The sequence below is a fragment of the Galbibacter orientalis DSM 19592 genome (assembly GCF_000260115.1).
Classification (GTDB): Bacteria; Bacteroidota; Bacteroidia; order Flavobacteriales; family Flavobacteriaceae; genus Galbibacter; species Galbibacter orientalis.
The window spans coordinates 3,831,394-3,849,074 of record NZ_JH651379.1; the positions used below are offsets into that span (position 1 = coordinate 3,831,394).

8 protein-coding genes are annotated in these 17,681 nt (G+C 34.2%); 5 read left to right on the forward strand and 3 right to left on the reverse strand.

Annotated elements, in window-relative coordinates; all coding sequences use genetic code 11:
• The first annotated feature begins 144 nt into the window (after positions 1–144).
• The 5 genes from JOOMADRAFT_RS16685 to JOOMADRAFT_RS16705 all read left to right on the forward strand — a co-directional run bounded on the left by JOOMADRAFT_RS16685 (position 145) and on the right by JOOMADRAFT_RS16705 (position 10,396).
• Positions 145–3,228 (forward strand): SusC/RagA family TonB-linked outer membrane protein, encoded by a 3,084-nt coding sequence (locus JOOMADRAFT_RS16685; protein WP_008615444.1) that lies wholly within the window; start codon positions 145–147, stop codon positions 3,226–3,228.
• Between the two features lie 5 nt (positions 3,229–3,233).
• A complete protein-coding gene (locus tag JOOMADRAFT_RS16690) occupies positions 3,234–4,832 on the forward strand; it encodes a RagB/SusD family nutrient uptake outer membrane protein (RefSeq protein ID WP_008615445.1) in 1,599 nt (532 codons plus the stop codon).
• Between the two features lie 211 nt (positions 4,833–5,043).
• A complete protein-coding gene (nagB, locus tag JOOMADRAFT_RS16695; protein WP_008615446.1) occupies positions 5,044–6,960 on the forward strand; it encodes a glucosamine-6-phosphate deaminase in 1,917 nt (638 codons plus the stop codon).
• 270 nt (positions 6,961–7,230) lie between these two features.
• Positions 7,231–8,091: a BadF/BadG/BcrA/BcrD ATPase family protein gene (locus JOOMADRAFT_RS16700; protein WP_008615447.1), complete on the forward strand. Its 861-nt coding sequence runs from the start codon at positions 7,231–7,233 to the stop codon at positions 8,089–8,091.
• A gap of 10 nt (positions 8,092–8,101) precedes the next feature.
• On the forward strand, positions 8,102–10,396 hold the full coding sequence (locus JOOMADRAFT_RS16705; protein ID WP_008615448.1) for a family 20 glycosylhydrolase: 2,295 nt from the start codon (positions 8,102–8,104) through the stop codon (positions 10,394–10,396).
• 508 nt (positions 10,397–10,904) lie between these two features.
• On the opposite strand, the gene JOOMADRAFT_RS16710 is transcribed toward JOOMADRAFT_RS16705, so the two are convergent.
• The 3 genes from JOOMADRAFT_RS16710 to JOOMADRAFT_RS16720 are packed head-to-tail and all read right to left on the reverse strand — an operon-like array spanning position 10,905 to position 16,617.
• On the reverse strand, positions 10,905–11,696 hold the full coding sequence (locus JOOMADRAFT_RS16710) for a hypothetical protein (RefSeq protein WP_008615449.1): 792 nt from the start codon (positions 11,694–11,696) through the stop codon (positions 10,905–10,907).
• Positions 11,697–11,726: 30 nt separating this feature from the next.
• A complete protein-coding gene (locus JOOMADRAFT_RS16715; protein ID WP_008615457.1) occupies positions 11,727–13,442 on the reverse strand; it encodes a RagB/SusD family nutrient uptake outer membrane protein in 1,716 nt (571 codons plus the stop codon).
• A gap of 19 nt (positions 13,443–13,461) precedes the next feature.
• The gene (locus JOOMADRAFT_RS16720; RefSeq protein WP_157136700.1) at positions 13,462–16,617 is read right to left on the reverse strand and encodes a SusC/RagA family TonB-linked outer membrane protein; all 3,156 of its coding nucleotides are present in this window, start codon (positions 16,615–16,617) and stop codon (positions 13,462–13,464) included.
• Positions 16,618–17,681 lie beyond the last annotated feature (1,064 nt).

Genomic DNA, 17,681 nt, shown 5'->3' on the forward strand with positions numbered 1-17,681 from the left:
AGATTTTTAAAAATGGTGAATTATAAAAATCTGTTATCGAAAGCTAGGTGTTGTTTATTGGTAAAATGATGTTGTTTGTATAAAAAGATTTTTGGAAAAGTACCAATGAAGTAATTTTTAACCATTAATTAACAAATTGATAATATGAAACAAAAAAACTTACTAGTAATCCTCTTATCATTTATATGTATGTACGGGGTGTTTGGACAAGAAGTTCAAATCTCCGGGGTGGTAAAGAGTAGTTTCGACGATGTTCCGCTTCCAGGAGTAAACATTATGATTGTTGGAACGGCACAAGGAACACAAACAGATTTTGATGGTAACTATACTATCGACGCCAATCCTGGCGATGTATTAAAGTTTTCATATGTGGGTATGAAAGCTAAAGAAGTAACTGTTGGTGCAAACACAACTATTAATGTAGCACTAGAAGAAGACAGTCAGCAATTAGATGCTGTAATTGTTACAGCACTTGGTATTGAGAAAGAAGAAAAAGCACTAACCTATGCTGCACAAGAAGTAAGTGGAGATGAGCTTACTAAAGTAAAGCAAACAAACCCGATAAATAGTTTATCAGGAAAATCTGCTGGGGTTACAATAACTAGAAGTTCTTCTGGTTTAGGAGGTGCTGCAAAAGTTGTATTGAGAGGAAATTCTTCTACCTCCAACAACGACCCTTTATATGTTATAGACGGGGTGCCAATGCTAAATAGTGGAAATGGTTCTAATGGTGCTGAACCTGGAACAGACATTTTTGGTGGGCAAACAGGAAATAGAGATGGTGGAGACGCTATGTCTATGATTAACCCTGACGATATTGCAAGTATGACAGTTTTAAAAGGAGCTTCTGCATCTGCTTTATATGGGAGTCAAGGTGCAAATGGAGTTATTTTAATTACTACCAAAAAGGGAAAAGATGGTGCTTTGGCTGTAAACTTTAACTCAAGTTTTACGGTAGACAATGTAATGTCTTTACCAGAATTACAGTCGGAATATCAATCTAATTCTGTAGGGCAACCAATTGCAGAAAATGGTAGAGTTGCAGATCCAAAATCATGGGGAGCAAAAGTTAACGGATTAGATAATGATGCTAGAGATTTCTTCAATACAGGATATACTTCTATAAATTCTATGTCTTTAACAGCTGGAAATCAAAAAGCGCAAACCTATTTCTCATACGCTAATACTATGGGAGAAGGAGTAATTCCAGAAAATCGTTTAAATAGAAATAATCTTACGTTAAGAGAGACCGCTAAGTTTTTAGATGAAAAAATTGATGTTTCTGCAAGTATCAACTTATCAGATCAACGTATTTGGAATAGACCTACAAACGGTTTATACTCAAATCCGCTTACTGGAGTTTATTTAAATCCAGTTGGGATTAGTAGAGATATGTACAAAAATAAGTACGAGTATTTTAACTCAGATACTAATATGATGGATCAATATGCTTCGTCTTTTGACGAAACTATTCAGCAAAATCCATATTGGTTAATCAATCGTAACCAAAGCAAAGATATTGCACAACGTGTGTTAGCTAATGTAGCTGTTAAGTATCAAATTACAGACGATTTTTCTTTACAATCTAGAGGAAGTTATGACAAATCTTTCTTCACTTTTGATAAAAGAATGTATGCTGGTACAGATACCAATAACTCAGGTACAAACGGACGTTACATTTATGAGAAAACCGAAAATACGCAACAATACATTGATTTAATTGCCAATTACAACAAAAAAGTTTCTGAAGATTTCGGAATTACTGCTTTGTTAGGAACTAGTTTAACAAAGTATAAAATTGGGGATCAATTATTTATTGATTCAGGGAGAGATGGCGTAGGTTTAAATTACCCAAATATTTTTACCCTAGCAAATGTTGCTACTACTAATAACATGAGACAATCTGTTGGAAATAGAGAAGTGCAGTCTGTTTTTGGGTCGGTTAACTTTGATTATAAAGGGATGCTTTATTTAGATGTTACAGGAAGAAACGACTGGTCTTCTACCCTTGCAAATACAGATAGCTATGCTTTCTTTTATCCATCTGTAGGTTTAACTGGAGTTTTATCAGAAATGTTTACAATGCCAGAAGCAATTTCTTTTGCTAAGGTAAGAGCTTCTTATGCAGAAGTAGGAAAAGACATCCCTGTATATGCTACAGTTCCATTAAATCAAATTTCAGCTACAGGTCCAAATGTAGGTTCTCCTGTGTTTGCTCCAATAGAAGGAGAAACATTAAAACCAGAAAGACAAAAATCTTTTGAAATTGGTACAGAATGGCGCTTTTTCCAAGGTCGTTTAGGTCTTGATTTTACTTATTATGACACAAAAACATCAGATCAGATATTCTATATTCAAGCGGCTCCAAACCCTTATGGATATTCTCAAAATATTGTAAATGCTGGTGAAATATCTAATAAAGGTTTTGAAATTGTAGTAAATGGAAAGCCATTTGCTAATGATAAATTTACTTGGAATACAGCTTTAAACTTTGCTAAAAATGATAACGAAGTAATTTCTGTTCATCCTTCTTTACAAGATGGGGAAGCAATTATTACTGCTCGTGGAGTTAATGGATATGAGTATTCATTAATAGAAGGCGAAAACTTTGGGAGTATTAAAGCGCGTTCTTTAATTAGAGATGAAAATGGAACTCCTGTTATTAGTGATTCTGGAACTTTACTCTCTACCGATTTTGAAACAGTAGCATATGCGCAACCGGACTTTACATTAGGATGGAATAACTCTTTTGATGTTGGAGATTTTACTATCAACTTTTTAATTGATGGTAAATTTGGTGGAGATGTAGTGAGTGTAACCGAAGCTATTAACGATTATTACGGTGTTTCTCAAGCTACGGCAGATGCTAGAAATAATAATGGAGGAATGGTAAATGTAGTTGATGAAAATGGTACTTCTTCTCAAATTACTGCTCAAGATTATTACACTGCTGTTGGTGGTAGAGCTGGTATGTTAGGAGAATATGTTTACGATGCTACAAATGTAAGTTTAAGAGAATTTTCTGTTGGATATAGATTAGCATTTAACGATGGCTTTATTCAAAGAGTAAACTTCTCCATTATTGCAAATAACCTTTTCTTTTTCTATAAAGATGCTCCATTTGATCCAAACATTGCAGCAAGTACTGGTTTAGGATTACAAGGAGTAGATATCTACAACCTACCTTCTACAAGAAGTATTGGGTTAAACATTAACGTAAATTTCTAAGAAAAATGAAAAAACTAATAACATATACACTCGCTTCTGTCCTCGCTTTAGGCATGACCAATTGCACAGAAGATTTTAAAGATATTAATACTAATCCACACGGAATTTCGGATGAAAGTCTACAACAACGCTTTAATAATATTGGAGCTAAATTTCCTCCAATGTTTGCCAATGTTATTCGTGTAGAACCAGCTTGGAATTATCAGTTACAACATAATTTAAATGCTGATTTGTTCTCTGGATATATGACTACTCCTACTCCATTTGCAGGAAATATCAGTAATCAAACTTATAGTCTTAATAGCGGATGGAATCAGTTTATTTGGACAGATGCTTATGATGCTAACGACGGAAATGGGGTAATGCCTTATGCTAGAGGGATTGACGAGCAAGTAGAATTGGCTGGAGATGAAAGTTCTAAAATGTTCTCTTATATCTCGGATATCATAAAAGTAACAGCAATGCACAGAATCTCTGATGTTTTTGGACCTCTTCGTTATTCAAAATACAACGATTATGAGACTACAGGAGCATACGATTCTCAAGAAGAAGCTTACAATGCTTTTTTCGCAGATCTTGGAACTGCCATTGACCAATTAAAAGCTTTTGAAGGGCAACCACAATTTACCCCTTTTGATTTGTCAGAATTTGGAGGAGATATTGCAAAATGGAGAACCTATGCTAATTCCTTACGTTTACGCTTAGCAATTAGAGTTTCTAATGTGGATCCTGCTTTAGCAAAAACAGAAGGCGAAAAATCGCTTTCTAGTGATGCAGGACTTTTAGAATCTGAAAATATGGCAATTGATATGCAAGGATTTATTCATCCATTAGCAACTATTAGTGAAGGATGGGGAGATATCCGCATGTCTGCAGAAATGGAATCTATTTTAAAAGGTTTTAATGATGCACGTTTAGAAACATTCTTCCAACCTGCTTTAGGGAATGGTGTAGAAGGAGAATATAAAGGGATTCGTTTAGGAATTGCTATAGAAGCAAAATCCGATTACGGAGATCATTCTAAATTAGGAACTTATTTAGGAGGTTTAACTTCTAAAGATTGGATGACTACTGCAGAAGTTTACTTCCTAAAAGCAGAAGCTGCTCTAAGAGGTTGGACAGGTGCTGGAGATGCTCAGGCAAATTATGAAAGTGGAATTAGAGCTTCTTTTGCACAACATGGTGCTGGCGGCGTTGAAGATTATATTATGGATGTAACAAGTACACCTTCAGACTACGTAGACGCTGTTAATGCTAGTAATAGTATTGCCTATGCTTCTGATGTGAAAATTGCATACGATGCTACTGCTCCAAAAGAAGAACAACTAGAACAAATTATTACGCAAAAATGGATTGCTATGTTTCCTGACGGACAAGAAGCTTGGAGCGAATTTCGTCGTACTGGATTTCCAAAAATATTTCCTGTAGTTGTTAACAATAGTGGAGGAACAATTGACACAGACATTCAGGTACGTAGAATCAATTTTGTGGATACAGAAAAGAACACAAATGCAGCCAATGTTGAAGCTGCAACAGCCTTATTAAAAGGGCCTGATAATGGTGGAACACGTTTATGGTGGGACACAGGATCTAACAATCTTTAAGGATTATATTTAAAAGCCAAGAATACATAAAAGTGGCTATCTAAAAAGTAATTTATAGTTGTCAAACTGAGCTTATTGAAGTTTTAAACAACTGATAACCAAAGATATCCTTCGAAAAACTAAGGATAATACTTAGAGTTTGGATACTTTTTAGACAGCCACCTTTTACTAAATAGAACGAGAAAGAAAAACAAAAAAAGGCTATTATAAAATGATACAAGAAATTAAATACAAACAGGTTGGTAAGTTTGAAGATACCAAATTTGAAAAGATTCATAACGAAATCTTTGAAGACTCTAACTATGCGTCTGTTTTGGTGGCTCATGAAATTGCAGAACTTATCAAAGAAAAACAGCAAGAAGGAAAACCTTGCGTTCTTGGTCTTGCTACAGGATCTTCTCCTATTAAAGTATATGAAGAGTTAGTTAATCTTCATAAAAAAGGAGAGCTCAGTTTTCATAATGTAATAACATTTAATTTAGATGAATATTACCCAATGGAACCTGAAAATCGTCAGAGTTATTACTACTTTATGCATCAACATTTATTTGATCATGTAGATATTAATCCTGAAAACATTAACATTCCTTCTGGAGAAATCTCTCAGGAAGAATTGGATCAATATTGTATTGATTACGATTTAAAAATTAAACAATTAGGAGGCCTGGATTTTCAATTATTAGGAATTGGACGTACAGGACATATTGGTTTTAACGAACCCGGTTCTCATAAAAATTCAGGAACAAGAATTATTACCCTCGACCATGTTACGCGTAGGGATGCAGCATCCGATTTTAACGGAATTGAGTATGTTCCTAAAAAAGCAATCACAATGGGAGTTAGCACCATTATGAAAGCTAAAAGAATTATTATGCTAGCATGGGGGCATAAAAAATCTGCTGTCGTAAAAGAAACTATAGAGGGGCAAGTTACAGCAACTATACCTGCTACATTTCTTCAAAACCACGACAATGTTACAATGATCCTAGATGCAGAAGCCGCATCAGATCTTACTAGAATTAAAACTCCATGGATTGTTAGTCAGTGTATTTGGACAGACGATTTAAAAGTAAAGGCTGTTACTTGGCTAAGCGATGAGTTAAAGAAACCTATTCTAAAGCTTACCGATAAAGATTATAATGAGCATGGCATGGCAGGATTACTAACTATTGAAGGCTCCGCTTACAACTTAAACATTAAAATCTTTAATAAATTACAGCATACTATTACTGGTTGGCCTGGAGGGAAACCAAATGCCGACGATAAAAACAGACCAGAACGTTCTACTCCAGCTAAAAAAAGAGTTATTATTTTTAGTCCACATCCAGATGATGATGTAATCTCTATGGGAGGTACTTTTTCTAGACTTATAGACCAAGGGCACGAAGTACATGTGGCATACCAAACCTCTGGTAATATTGCAGTTACCGATGAGGAAGCATTGAAATTTGCAGAAGTTGCAAAACTAATGGACAGCAATGCTGATAAAACAGATTTCAAAAAAGTTATTGATTTTTTAAATTCCAAAACAACTGCTTATGAAGACAGCTTGGAAACTAGAAAATTAAAAGGATTAATACGTAGAATGGAATCTTATGGAGCAACTCGTTATGTTGGATTAGACGATTCTCAAGTACACTTTTTAGATTTGCCTTTTTACGAAACTGGAAAGGTAAAAAAGAATCCTATTGGCAAGGAAGATATTGAAATAATCTCAGACCTTATTACTAGTATTAAACCGCATCAAATATATGCTGCGGGAGATCTCGCCGATCCTCATGGAACTCATAAACTATGCCTAGACGCCATTTTTGAAACTATTGAGCAGATAAAAGATCAAGCTTTTATGGACGATTGTTGGGTGTGGCTATACCGTGGTGCGTGGCACGAATGGGATATTGCAGATATAGAAATGGCTATTCCATTGAGTCCAGATGAAATGAATAAAAAAATAAACGCTATTCTTTTCCACCAATCTCAAAAAGATAGAGTAATGTTTCAAGGAGAAGATGCTAGAGAATTTTGGGTAAGAGCACAAGAAAGAAATAGAAATACCGCTGTTTTGTATGACAATTTAGGACTTGCAGAATACGAGGCTATTGAAGCCTTTAAAAGATATCATTTTTAAATTTTAGTTTATAGTTAGCTTTGAGTTAGTTTCAAGATTAGCCCTTCTTCATGGGGCTAATCTACTACCTCAAGAGAACAAAACCGACTACCACGAGGCAAACCTACGAGGTATTCAAAGGAAAATAGTTTAATCCATTAGGACATAGAGCCCTTCGGTAAACTCAGGACAGACATTGAGGAATTAAACTCTCTCCTCTATAAGGGATTAAACTTAAATGATTATCTTAGAAACAGTGTTATTTCTAAACAAAATATAAACAAAAAAAACATGATTTTAGTTGCTGATAGCGGTTCTACAAAATGTGATTGGATACTTGCTGATAAAAATGGAGAACAGTTACTTTTCTCTCAAACTGAAGGAATAAACCCAATGGCTTTATCCGATAAATCTATAATTGGTATCATTCAAAACAATAAAGATTTAGATCCCTACAAAACGCTGGTTACACAAATTCATTTTTATGGAGCTGGTTGTGGTACACGTAGTGCCGATCAAAAAATGAAACTTATACTTGAAAATATCTTTGAAAATACTATTCATATTAGTATAAAAGAAGATGTTGTTGCTGCCATTCATGCAACAACTACCAAGCCTGGAGTTATTTGTATTTTGGGCACCGGATCCAATTGTTGTTATTTTGATGGCACTAATATCATTCAAAAAATACCTTCTCTTGGTTATGTACTTTCAGATGAAGGAAGTGGTAATTTTATAGGAAAAGAACTACTTCGAGGTTATTACCACAAATTAATGCCTCAGCATTTGGCAATAGCTTTTGAGAAGGCATACAATACAGATATGAATCAGGTTTTCCAGCAATTATATCACAACCAAAATCCAAATAAATATTTAGCCTCTTTTGCTCGTTTTGCATTTAATCATAGAAACGACCCCTATATAGAAGCTCTTTTACACCATACCATAGCAGGGTTTGTAAAAACGTACTTAACACACTATCACCAAGAATTACAACAAGACCCCATTCACTTTGTTGGATCTATTGCCTATTATGCGCAAGACATCATAAACAAGCAACTTAAAGAAAAAGGATATAGAGCAAGTACTTTTGTAAGAAAACCAATTGACCGACTTGTAAAATATATTGCTAGTCAAAACATCCAAGCTTAAATTTAAAATTATGAACCTAAAGTATCTCTTATTATTCCTAATTGTTTGTATTAGCTGTAAAAACACTAATAAGGAAACAGCTATAAATACAAATACTTATATAACTCCAAAACCTCAATATTTAGTAAAGAAAGAAGGGACTTTCACTATAAACAACAATACTTCTTTTAGTTTTTCTGATGAAAAATCCAAAGCAATAGCTTCCTTTTTTATAGATAAAATTAAAGGATATACTGGGATTGAATTAACTATTGCTGAAAATAAACCAGAAAAAAACACCATCTATTTAAAATTAAACGATTCGTTATCAATAAATAACGAAGGTTATAATTTAACTATCGATTCAAAAAATATACTAGTGGAAGCAAAAACTCACCAAGGTTTATTCTACGGAATGCAATCGGTACTTCAATTAATCCCACTTGTTTCAGAAGAAGAAAAAAACACTATCACTTCAGTTGCTATTCCTACAATAGAAGTTGAAGATGAGCCTACATTTTCATGGAGAGGAATACATTTAGATGTTTCGCGTCATTTCTTTTCAGTAGAAGAAATTAAAAAGCAATTAGATGTTTTAGCGCTTTTCAAAATAAATAAATTTCATTGGCATTTAACCGATGATCAAGGATGGCGTATCGAAATAAAAAAATATCCAGAACTTACAGAAAAGGGAATTAGAGTTGATGGAACTTCAAAAGAAAAAGAATTTTATACTCAAGAACAAATAAAAGAGGTTGTTGCTTATGCTCAAGAACGTTTTATTGATGTAATTCCAGAAATTGAAACCCCAGGACATGCAGTTGCGGCTCTTTCTGCATATCCAGAATTGGCTTGTAATGATAAAGAAAACTACCAACCAAGAGAATTATGGGGAATTGATTATAATATTTTTTGTGCTGGAAAAGAAAATGTTTTTTCCTTTATAAAAGATGTTTATAATGAATTGATTCCTTTATTTCCATATAAATACTATCATGTTGGAGGAGATGAAGCTCCTAAAAAAAGATGGGAAAATTGTCCGCTTTGTCAAAAAAGAATGCAAGAAAATGGACTTAAAAATGAAGCTGAACTACAAAGCTATTTTATTGCTCGTGTTGAAAAAATCTTACAAGAACACGATAAGATAATGATAGGTTGGGACGAAATTCTTGAAGGAGGTATTACCCCTACAACAAATATAATGTCTTGGCAAGGAGAAGAAGGAGGAATTAAAGCCGCCAATGCAGGTCATGATGTTATTATGACACCAACAGCCTATTCATATTTAAATTTTCATCAAGGAGATTACAGAGTAGAACCAATGGCACATGGAAGTTATATTCCGCTTGAAAAAGTTTATAATTACAATCCTATTCCAGAAGAAATACAAGAAGATAAAGAAAAACATATCCTTGGAATGCAAGGAAACCATTGGACAGAATATGCGTATGAAGGGAAAGATATTGAGTACTATGCATATCCTAGAATAATTGCTATTGCTGAATTAACATGGAGTGGAGAAAACACAAAAAGTTATAATGACTTTTTGGTTCGATTAGACAATCTCTATCCTACTTTAGATTTTTATAATATAAATTACCATATTCCACTTCCTGAAGGACCTACAGCCAACAATATCGCTTTTATTGATAGTGTGAGTTTAGAATTTAACACCACCCATCCGGTTAAAATGGTGTACACTTTAGATGGAAGTTTACCTACTCCAGAAAGTGAAGTTTATAAAAATCCGCTTACATTTACTGAGGATACTAAAATAAATATTGCCTCTGTTTTATCTACAGGAAAAATAAGTACTATAAGAAAACTCCAAGTTAAAAAAGTTAGCCTTAAAGCACCTTCATCTGTTGATAATTTAGCTTCAGGATTAGTAATGAAAACTATAAAAGGGCATTTTGAAGATGCTTCTGCCATTACAGGAACTCCTTCTAACCCAAAAATCATTAAAAACATTCAAGATGCAAATGTAACTTTCGATTGGGGAAAAGATATTGATACAACACAATTTAAAGCTGTATTTTTAAAAGGATTTGTTGATATTCCTGAGGATGGTGTCTATTATTTTGCTAGTAAACAAGAAAAAGTAAAGATTGCCGATTCTTTGATTATCGATCCAGAGTACACGCTAAAAAGGTTTCCACTAGAAGGTACTATTGCTCTTAAAAAAGGAAAACATCCTATTGAAATAGTCTACATAAACAATGTTATAAAAGGATGGGCATCCGATTGGAATACTGTAGAAGTTACCTACAGAAAAGCAGATGAAACTGAATATAAAGCAATTGATAGCACTATGATTTTTCACTAACCATAAGTTGTAATTAGCTTTTATAACACCGCCATAATTTGTTGTTTTCAGTCTACCTTTCCCAGAGGGTAGACTGATTTTTTTATGCCTCTAGTTTAGAATTACGTTGATTATTTCTTAGCGCTAATACAAATCCAAATTACCAGTGACTTCATGCTTTTCATTTCTTTTGCTCGCCCAAAAGAAACGAAACAAATAAAAAAGCGCATTATTTAATGAATTTGTTCGACAACGAGGCCAAAAAAAAGTAAAGTATATAATATTCAATAACTTAAATCATATTTCGTATTATCCTAACACAAAGGCGAAACAAAAAAATCAGTCTTCTTATATATTTATAATTCTTATGTTGAACTCACCTTATACTATAATTATAAGAGAGCTAGTATACTGTATAAACTGAGAAACCTCACCACCCGATAAGGTAGTGAGGCCTCTCAATCAAAAGCTAACTTAAATAAATAAATTAACGCTACTAAAAACTAATAAGATATTAGTTATACTTCTATTATTCAGGTTTAAAAACCCAAGTCCATCCTGTTCCCCCAGCATTATTTGCTAAGTAAAGAATTAATTCGTCTTCTGTTAAAGAAATAATGGTGTACAAACCTGCTGGATTTCCTTGTTCTGCTCCTAAAATATTTGAACCATTTACCTGCAAGGTTTGGTTGGCAACATCTAAAACAAAACTTCCAGTCTCACCTTCGACATCTGTGTCTGAATAGTATGTGTAATTTCCAGCACCATCAAGATCAAAATGCATTTTTCCTGCTGCATCTCCTGGAGGGCAACAATCTCCTGCTGCATTCCACCATGCAGTTTCCCACGAAGCTGGATCATCTGGTGGCGACATATACCACCACTTTCCTCCATCTGCACCTGGTCCACCGGCAAAAACCCAAGTTTTTCCTACAGATGTTTCTTCACTTACCAAATCATACCAATCTTGATTTAGAGCATGATCTAAAGTATCTATTTGGACATCAATAGTTTTTGAAAAAAATTCTCCTCCCAAAGTTCCAACATACGTAAAAGTTGTAGCTCCAGGAATAGGATAAACAATTTCTATTCTATCTGTAAGCCCTTTTCCTAGATTAAAATCCCAATAACCTGTTACTCCTAGAGTTTCCATACTTAACTCTACTAAATTCCCTCCTGCTGTAGCTTGTGTAGCTACCAGTTTCACACCATCAGCATCCGTTGTGTTTTCTAATTCTTCCCTGTCCTCTATGGGTTGGCATGCTGAAAATAGTAATATCAATACACTACCCCATAGCCCTATAATTTTATTTACTTTCATGTTTTTAATTTTATACGTTATAATAATTAATTACCAACCTGGGTTTTGTTCATAAACTCCATTTGAAAGTCTTATCTCTGATTCAGGAATTGGAACCAATCCTTTGGTCTCTGGTCTGTATTCCACACTATATGTAGCATCTACCCCAGAATTTCGAACATTAACCTGATTACCAAAAGCACTTTCAACATCTCCCCAGCGTACCAAATCAAACCAACGTAATCCTTCAAAAGCAAATTCGTGTAAACGTTCTTCTTTTAATACCTCAAGAGAATATCCTACAGAAGTTAAACCAGCTCTACCTCTTACGGCATTTAACCCAGTTGCAGTTTCTGAAATTTCAGAATGCATTAATAATACATCCGCAAAACGTAAATAAACATAATCTTGAGCTGCCCACAATTGTAACGGGTCTCCATTATTCATATCATATAAGAAATAAAACATTCCTTTAACGCCGTCCTCTCCTTCAGGATCTTCATGTTTTAAAGTGATGTATTTTTTATTAACTAAACCAGTCTCATGGTCTCCTTTGTCTGCTTGCCAAGCATCGGTACCTTGCTCTGCAACTCCTAATTGAAGAATTGATCCTTTTTTACGAGGATCTGCATCATCCCATTGATTCCATAATGTAGGGTTAACAGAACCCCAGCCCCAGCCTTGACCAAAAGGTAACAATTCAGTATTATCACGAATTCCAAAAAATAAAGGCATACGATTGTTATATTGTTGTCCCCAATCCCAATTGGTAGTAGAATAACGCTGTACAAACATAAATTCGTCATTTCCTGTTCCAAATGTTGGAGAAAGTCCATCTTGACCAGCCCAACTTAATCCTTCGGTTTCTGCCCAAGGTAATACTGTATCTCCTGCACTTTCATTTACATAAGAGTAAGGCCATAAATTTCTAAAATCACCTACTAAACCATAACCACTATTATTAATACAATCGTCTAAATAAGCAATCACTTGCGATTTAGAAATAGAACCTCCTTCTGGCAAAGGCAATTCACTAGCGGCTTGCCCTTCAATGTTGGTCATATATCCTGTATAATATAAATATGCTCTTGCCATATAAGCTTCTGCTACCCATTTATCTGCATGACCGTATCTCTCTGTTGGAGTTGCAGAAAATGAAGTTGATGGAAATAAATCTATCGCCATTTTAAAATCGGATGCAATTTGTGCATACGTATCAGTCATTGATGCTCTTGGAGCATCTTTAGGGGCATCTGTTTGATTAATAACAGGAATTCCTCCAAAAAATTTTGCTGCTCTAAAATAAAAGAACCCTCTCATAAAATACGCTTCAGCTAAGGTTTGATTTATAAACTCAACCTCCTCCACTTCAGTTAAAAAATGAGTAGAATAATCCGCATCTGGGACTTTCTCTAAAATCATGTTACATCTATAAATTCCATTATAAGTTTGTACCCATAAATCTTTATAAGTGTCTTCTTCTGGATCTTGGAAACTATCTACATTTTTTGCAGATCTATCATCTGGCCCACCGCCACCAAACATCATGTCGGAGAGCAAATTTGCCGCTATAGCTTCGTCACTATGAGGACCGGCTGTATACAAGGCATTATACACACCTCCCATAGCTTCCTTGATATCTTGCGGACGAGCATAATAATTACTCAAACTCTTCTCTAAAAGGTTTTCTGTATCTGTAAAATCTTCACTACAACCTACTAAAAGTGTCATTGCAGCAATTGATATACTATATATTATTTTTTTCATTGTCTTCTTTATTTTATGATTAAAAGTCAACACTCAATCCAAGCATTACTGTTCTTGGTAATGGATATAATCCTAAATCAACTCCCGATGCCCAAGTTGTATCATCATTACCGCCATAAGAAACATCAGGATCCATTCCATCATACTTTGTAAAAGTGTATAGGTTATTAACTGAAGCATAAATATTTACTTCTTTTATATAATCTACATCCTTCAAATACTGTCCTAATTTAAAACCAACAGTTAAATTGCTAATTCTTAAATAGTCGGCATCTTGCATATAGATATCAGAAATCCAGTTAGTATTTCTATTAGAAACAGAACTTAATCGAGGTAATTTATTCGATGTTCCTTCTCCATGCCAACGATTAAAAATATCTGTAGTATAGTTTTGGTCAAAGTTATCGGCAAAAGAACGGTACGATTGCATTACCTGCATTCCTAATTTTCCTGTTAAGGTTGTATTTACATAAAAACCTTTATATTCTGCATTTAACTGTAACCCTACTTCATAATCTGGCAACGGACTTCCGAGCATAGTTTTATCACTTTCATCAATAACCCCATCTTGATTTTGATCTACAAAGCGTACATCTCCAGGACGTTGATCTGCAAAATATGGAGTACCATCTGTTGGTTTCACATACGCATCTACTTCGTCTTGATTTTGTAGAATTCCATCGGTTTCAAATCCATAGAAATAACCTATTGGCTGCCCTACTTCAACTCTAGATATATAAGCAGTTCCTTGTGATAAAATATGAGGTTGTCCTTGAATAATTCCTTCAGCATTTGCCAAACGTGTTACTTTATTCTTATTATAAGAACCTGTTAGAGTTGCCCCATAAGAAAAGTCTCCTGCGGTATCATTCCAAGATAACATTACTTCAAACCCTGAGTTTTCTATATCCCCACCGTTAATATATGGTGCAGCTGCTCCTTCTGTACCTTGAATAGGCGCTAAAACCAACCAGTCTTTAGTTGTTTTTTTATACCAATCGGCCGTGAATGCCAGTCTCGAATTAAAAAAACGAGCATCTAAACCAAAGTCTAATTGCTCTGAAGTTTCCCAAGTCACATCTGGATTAGGAATTCTTGTAGGAATGGTTGAAACATTAGGTACTGGCTTACTATCTCCAAAGTAATATCCTGGAGTTATGTATGAAACTGTAGAGCTATAGTAAAAATTAGGAATGGACTGATTTCCATTTTGCCCCCAACTACCTCTTAGCTTCAAAAACACATTAGAGTCGTCCATAAAGTTCTCTTCACTTAATACCCAACCTGCAGAAACTGAAGGGAAGTATCCCCATCTGTTACCTTCAGCAAAGTTAGAAGAGTTATCAGCACGCATAGTTGCAGACAACATGTACTTTTCTTTATAGTTATATTGCGCTCTTGCTATGTAAGACAGTAAACCTCCTCCTCCAGCAGCCCAATCGGCTCCCCAAGTATCAATAGCACCAATAACTGTTTTATTTACATTGTTTAGAAAAGCATATTTAGGATCGCCAAATAATGAATTTGCCATACTTCCTCCGACTTCAAAATTAATTTCGTTTTTATAAACTTCATTACCTATTAAAGCTGTGAAATTATGGTCTCCTACATTACCTTCATAAGAAATAGTATTAGTCCAAGTAGAATTATTTCCTAAATATTGACTTTGATTAACTCCATCTGTAGCGTTTTGATAAAGTGTACCTAGCGCATAAGTTGGTGTCCAAGAGCGCCCAGTTCCAAACCAAGCATTGATACCGTAAGAAGATCTGAACTTTAAGTTTTTAAGAGGTTCAATCTCCATATAAACATTTCCAACAATTGTATTTCCTTTATTTCCTAGGTTTGCATAATTATGTCTGTAATACATAACAGCTAATGGATTATGCGAGTTGTTAGAAATTCCATCCATAGTTGGGGTAAATCCATATTGGTCTGGAGAGCCTTCCCAATACGCTGGCATTAAAGGATGTTGTACCAAACCATTATGCAAATCATTCCAATAAATATTTCCAGTTGCTACGCTTCTATTTTCTGTCTGTGAATAGGTAAAATTCTCTCCAACAGTAACTAGACTTCTATCATCGTTTTTAAATAAAACAAATTCAGTATTTAATCGAGTTGTTAATCTTTTAAAACCAGCATCTGTTGTATTTCCTCCAATAATACCTTTTTGGTCATAGTAAGAAGCTCCTAAAGAATACGTAATATCTTCACTTCCTCCTGTTATATTGATAGAATGATTTGAAACTGGAGCATTCTTCATGGTCATTTCATCAATCCAATTAGTTCCTTCCCATCCATTTTGTAACATCCCCCAAACATCTTCTCCTAATTGAGTTCCTAATTGTCCTGGATACGTATTGTTTAACCAAGCGTTATTTTTAATTAAAGCCTCCCAATCATTTGGAGCTAATCCATCGTTTACACGCCCTTCATCCATTATGTACATATACTCCTGTGCATTTAACGGAGTTAAATTTTTATAGATATTCTGGAATCCATAAAACGATTCATAGTGTACTTGTGCCTGCCTTGATTTATTACCTTGACGTGTTGTTACTAAAACAACTCCATTTGCAGCACGAGAACCATAAATTGCAGCAGAAGCAGCATCTTTTAATACATCAATACTTTCAATATCTCCAGAACTTAAGTAATCTATATTTCCTACAGCTACTCCATCAACTATATAAAGAGGGTTTGAATTACCAATGGTACCCAAACCACGGATAGTTACTTTAGTCCCTGCTCCAGGAGCACCATTATTTCTTGAAATACTCACTCCAGGAGCTACACCTTGTAAAGCCTCCATAGCAGTACCTGTATTAAGCTTGGCTATGTCTTCTCCTTTTACATTTAAGTTCGCTCCAGTAACCAACGCTTTTTTCTGTACCCCATATCCAATTACAACCACTTCTTCAAGTGACTCTAAAGATTGCTCTAGAGTTACATTTATAGAAGTTTGTTCTCCTACCAATATGGATTGTGATTTCATACCTACATATGAAAAGATCAATTTGTCTGATGGACTTACCTCATTAATATTGTAATTCCCATCAAAATCTGTTTGGACACCATTATTAGTACCATCTACCATAACCGAAACCCCTGGCATAGGCATTCCAGCATCATCAGTAACAGTACCACTAATGGTTTTTGTCTGCGAAAACATGCTTTGTGCGCAGAGCAGCAGCAAAACAATAATCGCGAATTTAAACTTTAGCATCATCTTTAATTAATTTAAGTTAATTGAGTTAGATTTTAATCAAAGCAATACAAAGGATTATGAAGAGTACCTTACTTGTTAAAAAACAAAAAAGACTAAAAAGACTAATAATCCAATAATGATTATTATTAATAGAATCTCACTTAAGGTTCTCCAGCTAAACTTTGAAAAGCTTTTTTTCATTATGTAAATGTTAACAAAACATTAAAAAAAATGTAGAACGAATTAAGCAATCAATATTAAATTTGATGCAAGGGATGTAGTAGAAATGATGTATGCTTCATATGTTATATAGAATGCTTCATTATTACTATTCACATATAAAACCTTTAAAATCAGTAATTAATAAATATTAAATGTTTAATATTTAAGTACAAAAAAAGATGATATGATAATATCACTATGCTTTATTCGCTATAGACTCAAAAAAGTAGTACATGTAAATATTCCCTTTGAAATGAAGATAAAACTGTCTCAAAACTATAATTTATTACTAGACACACACTTATATCTATATTGTAACACTAGACAGTTTAAACAGAATGATTGTTGTCCGATAAAAGCAGACAGCGTTTATTGCATTCCACATATATCAAGGGTTAATAGAGGTTTTTAAAATACCCCCCTTGCTATTAAGAAAAATGAATAAAAAGAGGAGTTTTGTAATGTTATTTCTTTAAACTACTCATTTTGTACTAGTTAAGATTTTAGTCTTTATCCTTTTCTCTTGCAGTGAAGTGGTTTTGTATTTTTACTCGGACATTAATAAAACAGAATAATTAAATGGTATTTGAACACAGAGTATTTAGATTAACCCAAAAAATTGAAAATTCAACTCTCTCAAAACAATCCCTATAAGTAATCAACTACCTCGAGGCAAGCCTACGAAGTATTCAAAGGAAAAATATTTTAATCCATTTCGACGTAGAACACTTCGATATACTCAGAACAGGCCCTGGGGAATAAAACCCTCAATGAGGGATTTAAGAGAAACAAATTCAATTGATTTA